Source organism: Pseudomonas sp. GW456-E7 (assembly GCF_059424105.1).
Genome location: NZ_JBWKZB010000005.1, coordinates 1 through 14,622 on the forward strand (window position 1 = coordinate 1; position 14,622 = coordinate 14,622).

The 14,622-nt window shown below is 55.0% G+C and carries 16 protein-coding genes; 13 read left to right on the forward strand and 3 right to left on the reverse strand.

Annotation, left to right across the window (positions count from 1 at the left end):
* Positions 1-35 precede the first annotated feature (35 nt).
* The 3 genes from AC07YV_RS05320 (at position 36) to AC07YV_RS05330 (ending at position 3,192) form a co-directional block, all read left to right on the forward strand.
* Entirely contained in the window at positions 36-2,075 is a 2,040-nt protein-coding gene (locus AC07YV_RS05320; protein WP_102698688.1) for a terminase large subunit domain-containing protein, read from the forward strand.
* Positions 1,972-2,844, forward strand: a complete 873-nt coding sequence (locus tag AC07YV_RS05325; protein ID WP_494990266.1) for a phage portal protein — start codon at positions 1,972-1,974, stop codon at positions 2,842-2,844. The genes AC07YV_RS05320 and AC07YV_RS05325 overlap by 104 nt, the downstream gene beginning before the upstream one ends.
* An 87-nt stretch (positions 2,845-2,931) precedes the next feature.
* Complete coding sequence (locus AC07YV_RS05330; protein ID WP_102698689.1) at positions 2,932-3,192, forward strand: ogr/Delta-like zinc finger family protein; 261 nt, start codon at positions 2,932-2,934, stop codon at positions 3,190-3,192.
* A 357-nt stretch (positions 3,193-3,549) separates the two neighbouring features.
* Here the strand turns inward: AC07YV_RS05330 and AC07YV_RS05335 are convergent, their stop codons facing one another.
* A complete protein-coding gene (locus AC07YV_RS05335; protein ID WP_102698690.1) occupies positions 3,550-3,900 on the reverse strand; it encodes a helix-turn-helix domain-containing protein in 351 nt (116 codons plus the stop codon).
* Between the two features lie 84 nt (positions 3,901-3,984).
* On the opposite strand from AC07YV_RS05335, the gene AC07YV_RS05340 reads away from it, so the two are divergent.
* From AC07YV_RS05340 to AC07YV_RS05370, 7 genes are all read left to right on the forward strand, one after another.
* Positions 3,985-4,197: a helix-turn-helix domain-containing protein gene (locus tag AC07YV_RS05340; protein WP_102698691.1), complete on the forward strand. Its 213-nt coding sequence runs from the start codon at positions 3,985-3,987 to the stop codon at positions 4,195-4,197.
* Between the two features lie 29 nt (positions 4,198-4,226).
* Positions 4,227-4,706, forward strand: a complete 480-nt coding sequence (locus AC07YV_RS05345) for a YmfL family putative regulatory protein (RefSeq protein ID WP_102698692.1) — start codon at positions 4,227-4,229, stop codon at positions 4,704-4,706.
* Positions 4,703-5,068 (forward strand): hypothetical protein, encoded by a 366-nt coding sequence (locus AC07YV_RS05350; protein WP_102698693.1) that lies wholly within the window; start codon positions 4,703-4,705, stop codon positions 5,066-5,068. Before AC07YV_RS05345 ends, AC07YV_RS05350 begins: the two co-directional genes overlap by 4 nt.
* A gap of 72 nt (positions 5,069-5,140) precedes the next feature.
* On the forward strand, positions 5,141-5,386 hold the full coding sequence (locus AC07YV_RS05355; RefSeq protein WP_102698694.1) for a hypothetical protein: 246 nt from the start codon (positions 5,141-5,143) through the stop codon (positions 5,384-5,386).
* Positions 5,387-5,388: 2 nt separating this feature from the next.
* Positions 5,389-8,082, forward strand: coding sequence for a toprim domain-containing protein (locus AC07YV_RS05360; protein ID WP_102698695.1), 2,694 nt, complete (start codon positions 5,389-5,391; stop codon positions 8,080-8,082).
* Positions 8,083-8,105: 23 nt separating this feature from the next.
* Positions 8,106-8,399: a hypothetical protein gene (locus AC07YV_RS05365; protein ID WP_102698696.1), complete on the forward strand. Its 294-nt coding sequence runs from the start codon at positions 8,106-8,108 to the stop codon at positions 8,397-8,399.
* 374 nt (positions 8,400-8,773) lie between these two features.
* Complete coding sequence (locus AC07YV_RS05370) at positions 8,774-9,049, forward strand: pyocin activator PrtN family protein (RefSeq protein ID WP_102698698.1); 276 nt, start codon at positions 8,774-8,776, stop codon at positions 9,047-9,049.
* Here the strand turns inward: AC07YV_RS05370 and AC07YV_RS05375 are convergent, their stop codons facing one another.
* Positions 9,050-10,174, reverse strand: coding sequence for a tyrosine-type recombinase/integrase (locus AC07YV_RS05375; protein ID WP_102698819.1), 1,125 nt, complete (start codon positions 10,172-10,174; stop codon positions 9,050-9,052). It abuts the gene before it with no gap.
* Between the two features lie 102 nt (positions 10,175-10,276).
* On the opposite strand from AC07YV_RS05375, the gene dusA reads away from it, so the two are divergent.
* Positions 10,277-11,287 carry a tRNA dihydrouridine(20/20a) synthase DusA gene (dusA, locus tag AC07YV_RS05380; RefSeq protein ID WP_102698699.1) on the forward strand — a complete coding sequence of 337 codons (1,011 nt, stop codon included), beginning with the start codon at positions 10,277-10,279 and terminating at the stop codon, positions 11,285-11,287.
* A 54-nt stretch (positions 11,288-11,341) separates the two neighbouring features.
* Here the strand turns inward: dusA and AC07YV_RS05385 are convergent, their stop codons facing one another.
* Positions 11,342-12,175, reverse strand: coding sequence for an undecaprenyl-diphosphate phosphatase (locus tag AC07YV_RS05385; protein WP_102698700.1), 834 nt, complete (start codon positions 12,173-12,175; stop codon positions 11,342-11,344).
* 555 nt (positions 12,176-12,730) lie between these two features.
* Here AC07YV_RS05385 and AC07YV_RS05390 point away from each other — a divergent pair.
* Positions 12,731-13,471, forward strand: coding sequence for a winged helix-turn-helix domain-containing protein (locus AC07YV_RS05390; RefSeq protein WP_102698701.1), 741 nt, complete (start codon positions 12,731-12,733; stop codon positions 13,469-13,471).
* A 298-nt stretch (positions 13,472-13,769) separates the two neighbouring features.
* Positions 13,770-14,429, forward strand: a complete 660-nt coding sequence (locus AC07YV_RS05395) for a winged helix-turn-helix domain-containing protein (protein ID WP_102698702.1) — start codon at positions 13,770-13,772, stop codon at positions 14,427-14,429.
* The last annotated feature ends 193 nt before the right edge of the window (positions 14,430-14,622 follow it).

Consider the following 14,622-nt stretch of genomic DNA (forward strand, 5'->3'; position numbering starts at 1 on the left):
GGTTTGTAGGGTGGGAGCTGCATAAACTGCGGCTCATGCCCTACTTACCTGAAGTCAAAGACGCGGCCAGAAAGCTCTATTTGCGCCGCTACAAACCCCGCGAGATACAGGCGCAACTCAAGCTGCCTAACATCCGGATTGTGTACTACTGGATTGCCAAGGGCAGTTGGGATGAACTGCTGACGGACGAGGAACCACTGACGGCAGTCAGTCGGCGCATCACCTTGATTCTGGAGAAGGTCGAGACGCTGGAAAAAAAGGAACTGGACGAGCTCGACCGGCTGCTCAGCGTGCGCGAGCGCTTGCAAAAGCAGGCGGTCAAACCGCCCTCCGGCACTGCTGCGGATCTGCCCGCCGGTGCCGATGGTGAGCGGCGAGCGCCTGGGGATAAGTCCAGCCGTCGCGACGCTGACGGCCCTGGGAAGAAGAAACCCAAAGCGCCAAAGAACGACATCAGCCACCTGACCGAGGTGGACTTTCTCGACAAGTTCACCAGCAAGCTGTTCGGCTATCAAAAAGAGTTGTTCGAGGCAAAGCAAAACCCGCTGACGCGGCGCATCCGCAACGTGCTGAAGGCTCGCCAGACCGGCCTGACCTACTACTTTGCCGGCGAAGCGTTTATGGATGCGGTGCTGACCGGTGACAACCAGATGTTCCTGTCCGCCAGCCGTGCCCAGTCCGAGATTTTCCGCAACTACATCATCAAGTTTGCCCGCGAGTGGTTTGGCCTGGAGCTGACCGGTAACCCGATCATCCTCAGCAACGGTGCCGAGCTGCGGTTCCTAAGCACCAACAGCAGCACCGCACAAGGGCACCATGGCCACGTCTACGTCGACGAGTACTTCTGGATTCGCGATTTCGACAAACTCAACACCCTGTCGGGGGCCATGGCCACCCACAAGAAGTGGCGTAAAACCTATTTCTCTACCCCCAGCGCAGTCAGCCATCAGGCGTATCCGTTCTGGACCGGTGACGCCTTCAAACGCGGCAAACACAAGAAGGCCAGTCTGCCCTTCCCCAGCGAAGCCGAGTTACGCCAGGGCGCGCTGTGTCCGGATGGACAGTGGCGCAAGATCATCACCATTCACGATGCCATTGCCGGCGGCTGCGATCTGTTCGACTTGGAACAGCTGCAACTGGAAAACTCCGACGACCAGTTCGATCAGCTCTACCTATGCAAATTTATCGACAGTACACAGAGCGCCTTTGCCCTGGCGGATCTGGAGCGCTGTTATTCGGATCGCCAGTTGTGGACCGATTACGACGCGGCCCCGAAAGCGCTACGACCATTTGCCAACAGCCCGGTATGGGTGGGCTACGACCCCAGCCGCACCCGCGACGACGCCACCTGTGTGGTGGTCGCGCCGCCGCTGGAGCAAGGCGGCAAGTTCCGGATTCTGGAGAAGTACTCCTGGCGCGGGCACTCCTTCACCTACCAGGCATCGCAGGTCAAGAAGATCACCGAGCGTTTCAACGTCCAGCACATCGGCATCGACATCACCGGTGTGGGCTACGGCGTGTTCGACCTGGTGCGCGATTTCTTCCCACGGGTGACGCCGATTCATTACAGCCTGGAAACCAAAAACACTCTGGTCCTCAAAGCCCAGGACACCATTCAAGGGCGGCGGATCGAATGGGACGCCGACTGGAACGACATCGCCTCGGCCTTCCTGACGATCAAACGCGGCGCGACCACAAGCGGCCAGATCACCTACAGCGCCTCACGCACCGACGCCACCGGGCACGCCGACATCGCCTGGGCGGTGATGCACGCACTGGCCAACGAACCCCTCAACATCAACAAAAAGCGGCGCAGCCGCTGGTCAACCCTAGAAGGCAGCCATGCAAGAACTCGCTCAGCCCAATCCCCAGCCTCACAAAGTGCAGGCGTTCAGCTTCGGCGCGCCAGAGTCGGTGCTGACCAGCAACGTCGGCGAATACCTGGGCGTGTTCTCGACCAGCGACGGGCGGGTGTACGTGCCGCCGGTGTCGCGCACCGGGTTGGCCAAGCTGCTACGGGCCAATGCCCACCACGGCACGATTCCACGCTTCAAACGCAACATGCTGCTGCGTGACTTCATCCCCTCGGCTGGGTGTAGCCGGCAGACCATGGGGCGCGCAGGGTTGGATTTCATGGTGTTTGGCGATGCGTTTTTCCTGCGCATCCGCAACGTCATCGGCCAGGTGATTGAGTTACAGCACTTACCGGCGATCAACATGCGGCGCAAAGTCGGGGGCGGATTCATGATGCTGCTGCCCAATAGCAAGGAGTTGCACTTTGAAGAGGAGGAAGTGGAACACGTCATGGATTACGACGTGGAGCAGAATATTTATGGGGTGCCCGATTACCTGGGCGGCATGCACGCGTTGCTCTTGAACGAATCGGCTACTTTGTTTCGCCGCCGCTATTACAACAACGGTGCGCATGCTGGATTTATCTTTTATACGAATGACCCTGACTTGTCCGAAGAGGACGAGGCGAATTTAAAGAGCCAGATTCAAAGCGCCAAAGGTGTGGGTAACTTTCGCTCGATGTTTGTGAATATCCCCGGCGGTGCGGAAAAAGCCATTCAAATTATTCCGATTGGGGATGTAGCCACCAAAGACGAGTTCGAGCGGATCAAGAACATCACGCGTAACGACGTAATTGCCGCCTGGCGAATGCACCCTGCCCTAGCTGGCGTGATACCGGAGAACGCAGGTGGGTTTGGGGATATCGAAAAGATCGACAAGATCTACACCAACAACGAGATTCGACCAATTTGCCAGCTATTCCTCCAGGTTAATGAATGTTTGAGGGCTGACCGTCATATTGCTTGGGCGGACTCCGTGCCTGCCACCTGACGCCACCACAATTAGTATCTGAAGAGCCACACAACTACCAGATGTTGTGTGGCAAAATAGCCTCCTGTGAATACGGTGGGTGGGGCTATGCGGATTTACTGTAAGGAATGTGGCGAAAAAGGTCGGATCGCTTCGCGTGAAGAATTGTCGCTAGAGTTTGCCAGGCTCTATTGCCAGTGCCTGTCTGTCAGTTGTGGTCACACTTGGGTGGCCAACCTCACGTTTTGCCATACCCTCAATCCATCAGCGCAGGTGGTTGATCGTCTGCTGCTCGACCACCTGCGCAATATGCCCCGGGCAGAACAACGAGAATTGTTTGAGAGACTTGGGTCGCCTGCCATTACGTAACATACAAGCCCCCGTCCCTACGGAGCCGGCGACTTGTTATATCCAATGACTTCTAATTTTTTGAAGGCTCGATCAAGATTTATGTGGACTCTCTAGACTGAAAAAGTAGCTCCGCTAATCGATATAGTTGGCACTGCTCCTCTTCGGTCAACTGTCGATGGAAACAGATCAGACGACGTTCAGTTTTCGTCAATGGATGCCATTCAATATCAGATATTTCAACCACCCCAACGTCGCCAACTGTGCGATCCAACATGCTAACTACTCCGTAAAGTGCATTATTGAATCGACGATATCGGGGCGCTAAACGGCATTAAAATGGAAAGACCATGAATCTCATGTGGGCTTTGTTACAAATTAATTCGATCTCCTCGCGGCATCGTCGGCCATGACTTGCAGGAAACGACGTATCGCTTCCTGATCGAATGGCGTGATACTTCTGAACTGCTTTACAAGGCAATCCTCCACTTCATTCAAAGCCTGTTCGGCCAAAGTCGTGCGCAAGCCATTGAGAATGTAGGGAACGTCAAAGCCGAACTGGCTCGCGACTTTGCTTAGGTAAGACGCTGTCGCATCGCTTGTTCCGGCTTCGTAGTTAGCTTGGGTTCGCTTGGCAATCCCCAGAGCTTCTGCAATCTCGTTCTGCGTCAAAGCGCAGCGCTTCCGCTCTTCCTGGAGTCGAGAGCCGATTTCTTCGGAAAGGTGCAAAATTTTTCATCTCTGATATTTACAAATGCATCTAAGTGCATCATTGTGCATCTCACACCACATGAAATTGCACGGATCTGCACTATGCCCAACAGAAGTATCACCGAGCAAGCTCGACAACAAGCGCGTGAAGCCTTAGAGCAGCGCGGTCAGAGCGCAAAGAATTTTGCAGCACTACACGACCTGAACCCCAGTACCGTATACGCGGTGCTGAGTGGACAGAGCCTTTGTCGCCGTGGGGAGGCACATCGCGCCGCCGTATTACTCGGTATAAAAGTCGGCGTAATCCCACAGTAACGGCACTGTTCCACAGGGAAAAGTAGAAGATGAAAAGCCCCATTCTAAAGACACGCAAGGAAGCTATGCGCCAGATCATTCGCAGCTACCCTGATGGACGCGAAGGCGCGGCAGCACGCTTGGGAATGAACGTCAAAAAATTTGACAACCACGCCTATGAAAGCGCGGGCTGCAGTTCGCTCAGCGATGCTCAGGTTTACATGCTGGAACAGGAGCACGGCACCTCTCATTTGCCGAACTACATTGCGCAAATGTACGGCGGGCTGTTTGTACCGGTCGCCAATCCTGAAACGCTGGATAACGTTGAGCTGTATGCCCGATCCGTTCAGGTTTCAGCCAAGCGCGGTAGCGTTGACCTAGCAATTGCCCAGGCATTGGAGGACGGTTCGATCAATGCGGGAGAGGCCGAAATTATCCTCAATGCTCACAATCTACACATGGCCGCACGACACGCCGAAGTACTCGCAGCCATCGACTTGTATCGGGCAAAACCGGGGAAAGGCCAATGAACAATCTGCCCGCAGTACAGGAATATCAGGACACCCTTAAAGCCGCAGCGCTCATATTCCTAGAGCGGCACCGGTGCGAACACCTCGGCGACGGTCAGCAACTGTTTGACCGTACCGTTCAGCACTTGGTTGCGGATTACGACGTCCTGACTCAGACCGCCGAAAAGCTGGTGCACCTGGCCAGCAGCGAAATGTTGGCTGTAAGCAATCGACAACGAATGGATATTGCCAGCAGCACTTCCACGCACACCGTCATCATCGACACTGCCACCGGCAAAGCCTGGGCAATCCCGGTCAGCCTGATCTACGAACGCATTCTTATCGCCCCTGATAACGGGCGTTTCCGCGTCACAGCTTCGTAATACCCACCCAATAAATCGCCAGTCCCACTGTATTGGGTTTGGGTGAGCTGCGCCTGAAATTGAGGTTTGACGATGGAAAACGCCATGAACATCAACGCAAAACTGACGCCCGACCAGGCTCAAGCGCTCTTGGCCAACCTGCGCGAGCAATACCGTCTCAGCCTCAATGAACTTTGGTACGCAGACCAGTACCGCCTGATTCCCGATGGCCTACGTCACGGATCGATCCTTGCCAACAGCCCCGTGATGGCTGCTCAGAAACATCTGATTGGCGCCCTCACTCATAGCCTCGGCCTTAGCCTGAAAGCAGCGAAATAACCATGAGAGACGACCTGCGTCACGACGTTCTACAGCGCATCGAGTCCGAATTCGGTCTCAAACACCGCCCCTCCACCAATTACATGCGTGGTGGGACTTGCCCGAAGTGCAACAAGAAAGAGCTGTACACCCGCTTTGACAGCCCGTGGCAGCTCATCTGTGGTCGCCAGGAGAAATGTGGCCACACATTGCATGTAAAAGAGATCTATGACGACCTATTTGAAGACTGGAGCAAGCGCGCTCCCGCTACTGAGAACGCCCCAACAGCGACTGCGCGCGCATACCTTGAGTTCGCCCGCGGTTTCAATATTTCACTAATCGGAGGTTGGTTCACACAGGATACGTACTACTCGTCCCAACATGAGGCGGGAACCGCGACGGTACGATTCGCCCTAGAGAAAGGTGGCTATTGGGAGCGCCTGATCGATAAGCCCTCGCGCTTCGGCAAGATGAAGGCCCGCTTCAAGCCGGGTGAATCCTACAAAGGGGTGTGGTGGTGCCCACCGTGCGTGGACGTGCTCGAGGCGAAAGAAATCTGGATTGTTGAAGGCATCTTCGACGCGCTCGCCCTTGTGCACCACCACATTGCCGCCGTATCGGCGATGTCCTCAAACGCTTTTCCAGCGGATTCGTTGCAAGCACTTGTAGCGGCTCGCCCAGGTAATTTGCCAAAGCTGGTTTGGGCGCTTGATAACGAACCTGGTGCACACGCTTACACCAAGCGTTGGGTCCGTATGGCCCGCGAGCTAGGCTTCACCTGCGAAGCGGCCCAAATCCCACAACGGGATAACAAGAAGGTCGACTGGAACGATCTGCACCAGCGTTGGCAGTTTCTGGACGAAGGCGAGAAGCGTGATGCTCAGGTCGACAAAGACATCACTACTGCGCGGCACAATGGCGCCCTGCTGATCGCTGAGAACGCCACCGAGAAGGCCCTGGTGATGTTCGACTGGAAGCGCCGTAGCGAATTTCATTTGGAGTTCGGCAATCGCCTGTACTGGTTCAAGCTCGATCTGGAGAAGTACAACAAGGCGATTCAAGAACTCGAGGACAGCGAGCACCACGACGACCAGCAGCTGAACAACAAACAAATGCGGGCTAAGGCCATGCAGCAGTGCGGCGCGCTGCAGCGCATTGCCACCTGTAACCCGAAGGCCCTGTATTACCAAGAAAACAAACTTACCGACGAGTCCTGGTACTACTTCCGGATCACGTTCGCCCACGATGCTGCGCCGATCAAGAACACCTTCACCAGCTCACAGATCGCCTCCTCCGCAGAGTTCAAGAAGCGCCTGCTGGGCATTGCCCCGGGTGGGATGTTCACTGGCACCACCCAGCAGCTGGACGCCTTCATTGAAGAGCAAACCGACGCCCTCAAAACCGTGCAAACAATTGACTTCACCGGCTACACCCGTGAGCACAGTGCATACGTCTACGGCGACGTGGCTGTACGCGATGGGAAAGTGTTCAAGCTGAACGAAGAGGACTTCTTCGACATGGACCGGCTGAGCATCAAAACCCTCAGCCAGTCGGTACTTCTCAACCTGAACACGGACCTGGAGAAGTTCGACACCGAATGGCTGGACATCATCTGGGAATGCTTCGGTGCCAAAGGCCTGGTCGCGCTCGCCTTCTGGTTCGGTTCGCTGTTCGCCGAGCAGATCCGACAGCACCAGAAAAGCTACCCCTTCATGGAAATCATCGGTGAGCCGGGCGCCGGTAAGTCCACGCTGATCGAGTTCCTATGGAAGCTCTGCGGGCGTATCGATTACGAGGGTTTCGACCCAACCAAGGGCACCCCAGTTGCTCGAGCACGTAACTTTGCCCAAGTCGGCAATCTGCCGGTGGTGCTGATCGAATCGGAGCGGGAAAAGACCGATGGCAGCCAAACCAAACAGTACGACTGGGACGAACTGAAAACCGCCTACAACGGCCGCAGCGTCCGCTCCACCGGTGTGAAAAACAACGGCAACGATACCCGCGAACCTCCTTTTCGTGGCGCAGTGGTCATCGGCCAGAACCACGCGGTGAACGCATCCGAACCCATTCTGCAACGCCTGGTGCATATCGCCATGACGAAGGACGGGCAGACGCCGGCAACCAAATTGCTGGTGGAGAAACTCGAGCGCATGCCGGTCGACCGCGTCAGCGGGTTCTTGGTCAAGTCCACCATGATGGAAAACCAGGTGATGGAGACCGTCCGCGAAAAGGGCCCCAAGTATGAACAGCAGCTGCTGGCCCTGCCCGAGATCCGCACTGTCCGGATCGCAAAAAATCACGCCCAATTGCACGCCCTAGTTGACGCCCTGGTGCACGTTGTCCCGCTGAAAAAACACCAGGTGGAAGCGGCTCACACCGAGATTCAAAGCATGGCCAAGGATCGCCAGCTAGCAATCAATGCTGATCACCCGATCGTCGTCGAGTTTTGGGAGCTGTACGAGTACCTGAACAGCGCTGCCGGTGGGCTCAACCACTCTCGCAATGACGGCCTGATCGCGGTGAACCTCAACGACTTCGCCAAAGAAGCTGCAGAGAAGCGCCAGAAAGTTCCGGACCTAACCGAGCTCAAGCGGCACCTGAAAACAAGCAAGTGCCCCAAGTTTGTTGAGACCAACAGAAACGTCTGCTCGGCATGGGATACCGATGCCGCTGATAAGCCGAAAACCGTGCGGTGCTGGATTTTCCAGGCTGCCTGAGTCCACCAATGGAGAAAGCACAGATGCAAGTTCAAGTGTTCATGGGCAACGCCGGCGACGGCACGACCAGCAAACTGCAAGAGATCCAGGACCAATTGCGCGCAGTAGGACAAATCGCACCGATCATTCAAGCTGCCGCATATGCCGAAGAGGGTCTGTTACAGATTTTGGAAGTTCAAGCTGCTGGCGGTCAGCGCGAGATTCTGGTGGCTGATTGCACTCATTTGCAGATTTTGAAGGTTTTGGAATGGCGGTCATGCACTGAGGATGACCAGCGTTTCGATGACCTGGTCATTCACCTGGCGCGCCAGGATTGACTGGAAAAAGAAGCGATGCCGAGGAGTTGGCCCTCCCCGACATCAACCACGACTGAGGAACAACACCATGCAAGCACTGAACCAAAGTAGTAGCGGCGGGAAGGCTACCACACCGGCGCGTCACCAGGTGGCTACCGCCGTCATTGGAGCCGCGATGATTGGCTACCTAGTACACAAGACACCTGACGCCCGCATACGGCTTGAAAACCTAACTGCTATGGCGCATGACCTTGGCGAGCTGAGTGCAAATGATGCAGCTGTGGTTGCTCAATTGCTGGCTAGGTCGCCGTCAGAGCCACTAACTACTTCTCCCATCTCGGTTTGATGAAAGGATTAATCATGATCTCTAACCCGGGCATTACTGGAACAACAATATGAAAACCCTATTCGTCCTTATGGCCCAGTACAACGGCCAGGTAGTCATACCACTGGAGCGCGTCTGTGAGGACTATTTCACCCACCTGACTACGGATATGTTCCAACGCAAAGTCGGTGCTGGCCAAATAAAGATTCCCATCACACGTATAGAGCAGAGCCAAAAGAGTGCAAAGGGGATTCACATCACAGACCTTTCTGAATACCTTGACCTTCAGCGCGCTGCTGCGGTTAAGGAGTGCAACCAACTACACAGCCCGCCCCGCAGTAGCTGATCACTTCAAGGTTCTAGCGCCCAGTTTCACGGGCGCTTTCAGGATTTTGTCGAACCACTTCCATTTAGCGTAGGCATCCCCCCGCCCACGCAAATGCGTGTAACGGCGCATCGAGTTCCAATCTCGATGCCCCGAAACGCTCGCCACCCGTGGGATGTCCCAGTCCATTTCAAAAAGTCGACTGACCCCTTCATGACGCAGGTCGTGAAAGTGCAAATCTTCAATCCCTAGGATCTTGCAGGCCCTGGTCCAAGATGTGGAAACAGATTCGGCGCTGTACGGAAAAATCTCGGGTAATGTCTTTGGCATGGTCTGGATAATGTCCCAGGCTTCTGGAGGCAGATTGCACCACACGTCGTTACCGATTTTCTGACCAGGGTTTTTCATATCCCGGACCAGCACTCGATGACCTGCCTCATCCAGATCAGCCCATAAAATTCGCGTAATTTCCTCCTGTCGCCGCGTCGAGAACAACGCAAATCCCGTCATCTTTAGCATATTGATCGAGGTTGGCCGGCGGGATTGAATGCCGCGGAAGTGTGTCAGCAGCTTGTCTAACTCATCCAAGGTAGGACGCCGGTCGCGCTCGCGGCTTTTCATGTTGTAGCCAAGCTTTTTCAGCACCTTTCGGGCGTCGGCCATCGCGTGCGCGTCAACCTCGTATCCCCAAGCAGGCCGAGCAATGGAAAGCACCGCACCAAGGTGGGCAAGATCGTTACCGGCCGTCTGGGGCTGGACGCTTCCGCCCTCTTTACCCATCCGCCATAACGCATACTCCACTAGTTGCTGACTATTGATGTCCTGGTCGTTGAGCTTGCCCAGGTACGATTCACTGATTGCCTTGAGCGTGGCAAGTTTGGTTTTACCCAATGGGCGCACTTTTTCCATTTCGACCAGGTAGCGATCGATCATTTCCTTGATCGTGGCGCCTTTGCGGTGAGCCCTTTCGATAGCACCGGGTTGATCCAGCTCTGTCTCGCGCTTGCGTACCCACGCTTGGGCGGCCTGTTTTCGGGCGAAGGTCTGGCTCTCTTGGTAAACTTGCGCACCATCGCGAAACAGGCGTATCTGTGCCGTGTAACTGATGCTGCCGTCCGTGCGTTTCCGTGCTCTGATCGTGGCCATAGTCAACTGGTACATTTGCTGAAGGGGTTGGTACATTGTACCAACGACCTTCAAAAAACGCCCATTTACCCCTGAAAACCAGCTCAAAACCCGTAGAGTAAAATGGTACAGAAATCAGCTACATACCCAGTAAACGTAGGCTCTACAGTGTCTAGACGGTTTTCCGTTGCGCCCATGATGGACTGGACCGACCGCCACTGCCGCTTCTTCCTGCGCCTGCTGTCGAAAAACGCCCTGCTCTACACCGAAATGGTCACCACCGGTGCCCTGCTCAACGGCGATCACGAGCGTTTCCTGCGCCACAACGAGGCCGAGCATCCGCTGGCGTTGCAGCTTGGCGGCAGTGTGCCGCTGGACCTGGCGGCGTGTGCGCGCATGGCGCAGGAGCATGGTTACGACGAGGTGAACCTGAATGTCGGCTGCCCGAGCGATCGGGTGCAGAACAATATGATCGGCGCGTGCCTGATGGGGCATCCGCAGTTGGTGGCCGATTGTGTGAAGGCGATGCGGGATGCGGTGTCGATTCCGGTGACGGTCAAGCACCGTATCGGGATCAATGGCCGGGACAGTTACGAGGAGTTGTGTGATTTCGTCGGCACGGTCCGGGATGCCGGGTGCACCAGTTTTACCGTGCACGCGCGGATTGCGATTCTGGAGGGGTTGTCGCCGAAGGAGAATCGTGACATTCCGCCCCTGCGTTATGACGTGGCGGCGCGGTTGAAGGCGGATTTTCCGGAGCTGGAGATCATTCTCAACGGCGGCATCAAGTCGCTGGAGGCCTGCCACGAGCATTTGCAGACGTTCGACGGCGTGATGCTGGGCCGCGAGGCGTATCACAACCCTTATGTGATGGCCGAGGTGGACCAGCAGCTGTTCGGCAGTACGGCGCCGGTGATCACCCGTGCCGAAGCGCTGGCGCAGTTGCGGCCCTATATCGCGGCACACATCGATGCCGGCGGTTCGATGCACCACATCACGCGGCATGTGTTGGGGCTGGGCACCGGGTTCCCGGGGGCGCGCAAGTTTCGGCAGTTGCTGTCGGTGGATATCCACAAGGCCAAGGAGCCCCTGGCCTTGCTGGATCAAGCGGCCGGGTTGCTTGAAGGGCGTTGATGCCCGGTTGTTCTCGCCATTAAGCCAGGCGGTTCGATCCGCCTGGCTCGCCGGTCAGCTGGCGGCCGCCGCCGTCCAGTTCACCCATCCGAATGCCCAGGTCGCCAGGATCAACAGTCCGAACACAATCCGGTACCAGGCGAAGGCGGCATAGCTGTGGTTCGCTATGAACTTGAGCAGGCCGCGCACAGCGATCATGGCGAAAAAGAACGCTGTGACGAAGCCCAGGGCGAAAACCGCCAGGTCGCCGGCCTGGAACAGCTCCCGGTACTTGTAGCCTGAATACACCGCCGCACCGACCATGGTGGGCATCGCCAGGAAGAACGAGTACTCGGTGGCGGCCTTGCGCGACAGGCCAAACAGCAACCCGCCGATAATGGTCGATCCGGAGCGGGAAGTGCCCGGTATCATCGCCAGGCACTGCGCGAAGCCTACCTTCAGCGCATCCGGCCAGCGCATGTCGTCGACATGCTCGATGTGCACCACGTGGTCCCTCTGCTCCGCCCACAGCATGACAATGCCGCCCACGACCAATGCGACTGCCACGGTGATCGGGTTGAACAGGTAGTGATGAATCTGGTCGGCGAACAAGACTCCCAGAACGACGGCTGGAAGAAAGCCGATCAGCAAGTTCAGCGTGAAGCGCTGTGCATTGCGTTGGGTCGGCAGTCCTTTGACGATCTCTGTAATCTTGCGGCGAAACTCCCAGACTACGGCAAGAATGGCGCCCAGCTGAATTATGATATTGAACGCCATGGCGCGTTCACCGCCAAACTCCAGCAAGTCCGCAACAATGATCTGGTGGCCCGTACTGGAGATGGGCAAGAACTCAGTCAGGCCCTCTACCGCGCCCAGTACCAACACTTTGAAAAGGGTCCAGAAATCCATCAATCCTCCGTCAGACCGTTCTTTGTGAACGATCCGTCAACTGCACTCAGATATTGAGTAGCTCAAGCAAAACAATCGAGACATCCACACCCATTACCTGATGTAGCGAGGGAGAATATGTCTTATCAAAAGACACACTCAAGCCATGTTAATAATCGTCCGGGTACGAACAGCGCGGAAAATATTTAGGCAATTAGTAGAAAAAAGTCTCGCCACTCAATAAAGTGTGATCGCTCTCACAGTATTGGTGTTCTTACTGGATTGAGCACCTTGGCCTGAATGATGGCACGTAGTGGGCCAAACAGTGGCAAAAGGACATAAAAACAAATCGCCATCGTTTCAAAATAGTGGCACAATTCCATATTGCCACCATCTAAGGACGCTATCTCACTAGTTCAGCTCGCCGAGAAAATCAACTAAAAGCTTGAAAAGCTTAACTATTGTTAGAAAACTCGGGAGCCACGTCTAAAATTGGCGTAAATGTTACCAATTGTCAGTCACAGATGAGAACCGGTGCTTTAACATCCCGATGTCAGCACCTATTCGAGTCAATGCATGATGCTTACAGGGAACTTAGCGACTAGAAGCCCGCGCCAGACTAACGATGAACCCGGAGTTCTCACTCTGGGTCGTACCCGTGGCGTGGCTGAACATTTTAGAGCGCTAGTCGCAAGGCATGTGCGGACCGATATGGCACTAGAGGCCAACGCCTACACTAGTTCATTCAAGAACAATGAACGCTCTGGTTCGTACCGCGCCATCTTCATCATCATCGACAGCCCCCAGGCCCTCGAGGAAAGCCTCGCGCTAGTGGAAAACCTGCGCACCGGCAACTTGAAACCCATCATTTGCGCAGTCATCACGGGTCGAGGCAGCTACAACAAGATCAAGTACTATCTTGCGGGGGCCGACTACTGTATCAAGTTCAATACCCTTTCCGATGAAAGCTCTGAGTTGCTCGGCGAGTTCTTCAACAGTGAAGAATGGCAAAGAGATATCAATTTGATATTGGACCCCACCCGTATTTGTCTACTGGGCACCAGCAAGAAGCTGGACATTTCCTTTGCAGAAATGAAGATCCTGGAAGCTTTTGCGCAAACCAGTAATCACATACTAAGCCACGATCAAATCGCCAACATCATGGGGCTCAACACCAACTTTTATGACCCAAGGGCGCTGGAAAAATCGATCAGTCGCCTTCGTGGAAAAATCAAGGACATGTACGGCACAAACGCCATCCAGAGCATCCGGGGGCATGGGTACCGGTTGATGAGGGGGCTGATCTCGACCCCCTGACGAACAGCAGGGATGGCGCTTTAATATCAATTCAACAGGCGATTCTCCTCAAGGATACAAAGGTCTCGACTTCATCGTTTTTTTTGTATTTCATACTGACGGCACTTATCGATTCAATCACCGAGGCAACATCGGACCATAACAATAAGAGTTTATTCTGCAGCTGTAGATCGAGTGGAACCTATCGAGGGCCAATTTTGGGCCCAGACCCTGCCTTTCGATTACTTCCAAGGGAGTCTTTACTCCCCTGCCGATCATCTTTTTTCGCCAAATTTGGTGTGTACTTCAGGAGAGAGACATGGAAACTAGTACAACCCTCCCAAGGAAATACTTTGTCGTCGTGACCCACAGCACTACGTCGCAGCGTGAACTTGAGACCATCCTGTCCAGTGAGCGTTTCAACTCGTTTGGCACCTCCCAGGCACAAATGTTTGTTGAAGGTGTTGCTTCGCCCTCTTCCGCTCCCGTGCTGATGGAGTTCAGCTACCCCAACGTTTCAAGGAAAAACGTTGCGCGCAGTATCGAACACGATACACAGCGACTATTGGCCACTCTGGAATCCGAATGGCTGGCAGCGCAATCGACGAATCCATTCCACAGCATGCCGGCAACTGCCGGGGCAGCCAACGATATCTCGCGAACAATCGAGAGCGACACTCCTTACAGCGAAGCCTGGCAACTCGACAAGGATCAAAGCGTATTGGCAAAAGAGGGCGTCGAGATCAGCCTGACCGGATTGGAAGCCGCGCTGGTAAAGAAGATGCTGCACCATGAAGAGCGCGTCGTCAGTCGCGACGAATTGATCCTCAGCATCGGTAGGGAGCCGGAGCAGTATCGCGGCCTGGAAATGTGCCTGAGCCGATTGCAAGACAAATTCAAATTGGCCAGTAACGGTGAACGACTGTTTCGCGCAGTCAGAAATCGTGGCTATTGCCTGATCCAGGAAGTCGTGGCGTAAACACCTCAACCTTTAGCAATTAAAACAAACAGAAACAGTGCGACTACAACAATAAAAAAAGCACTCTGTTTGGTTTCAACCTCCGCGCTGGCAATCCTCTTATCCCCACCCCTCCTACAATACCAAAGACCACTCTCATTATTCACCCTCTTCCATTCGACCTTTTCTAACGCTCGATCTTTTCTAAAACCCT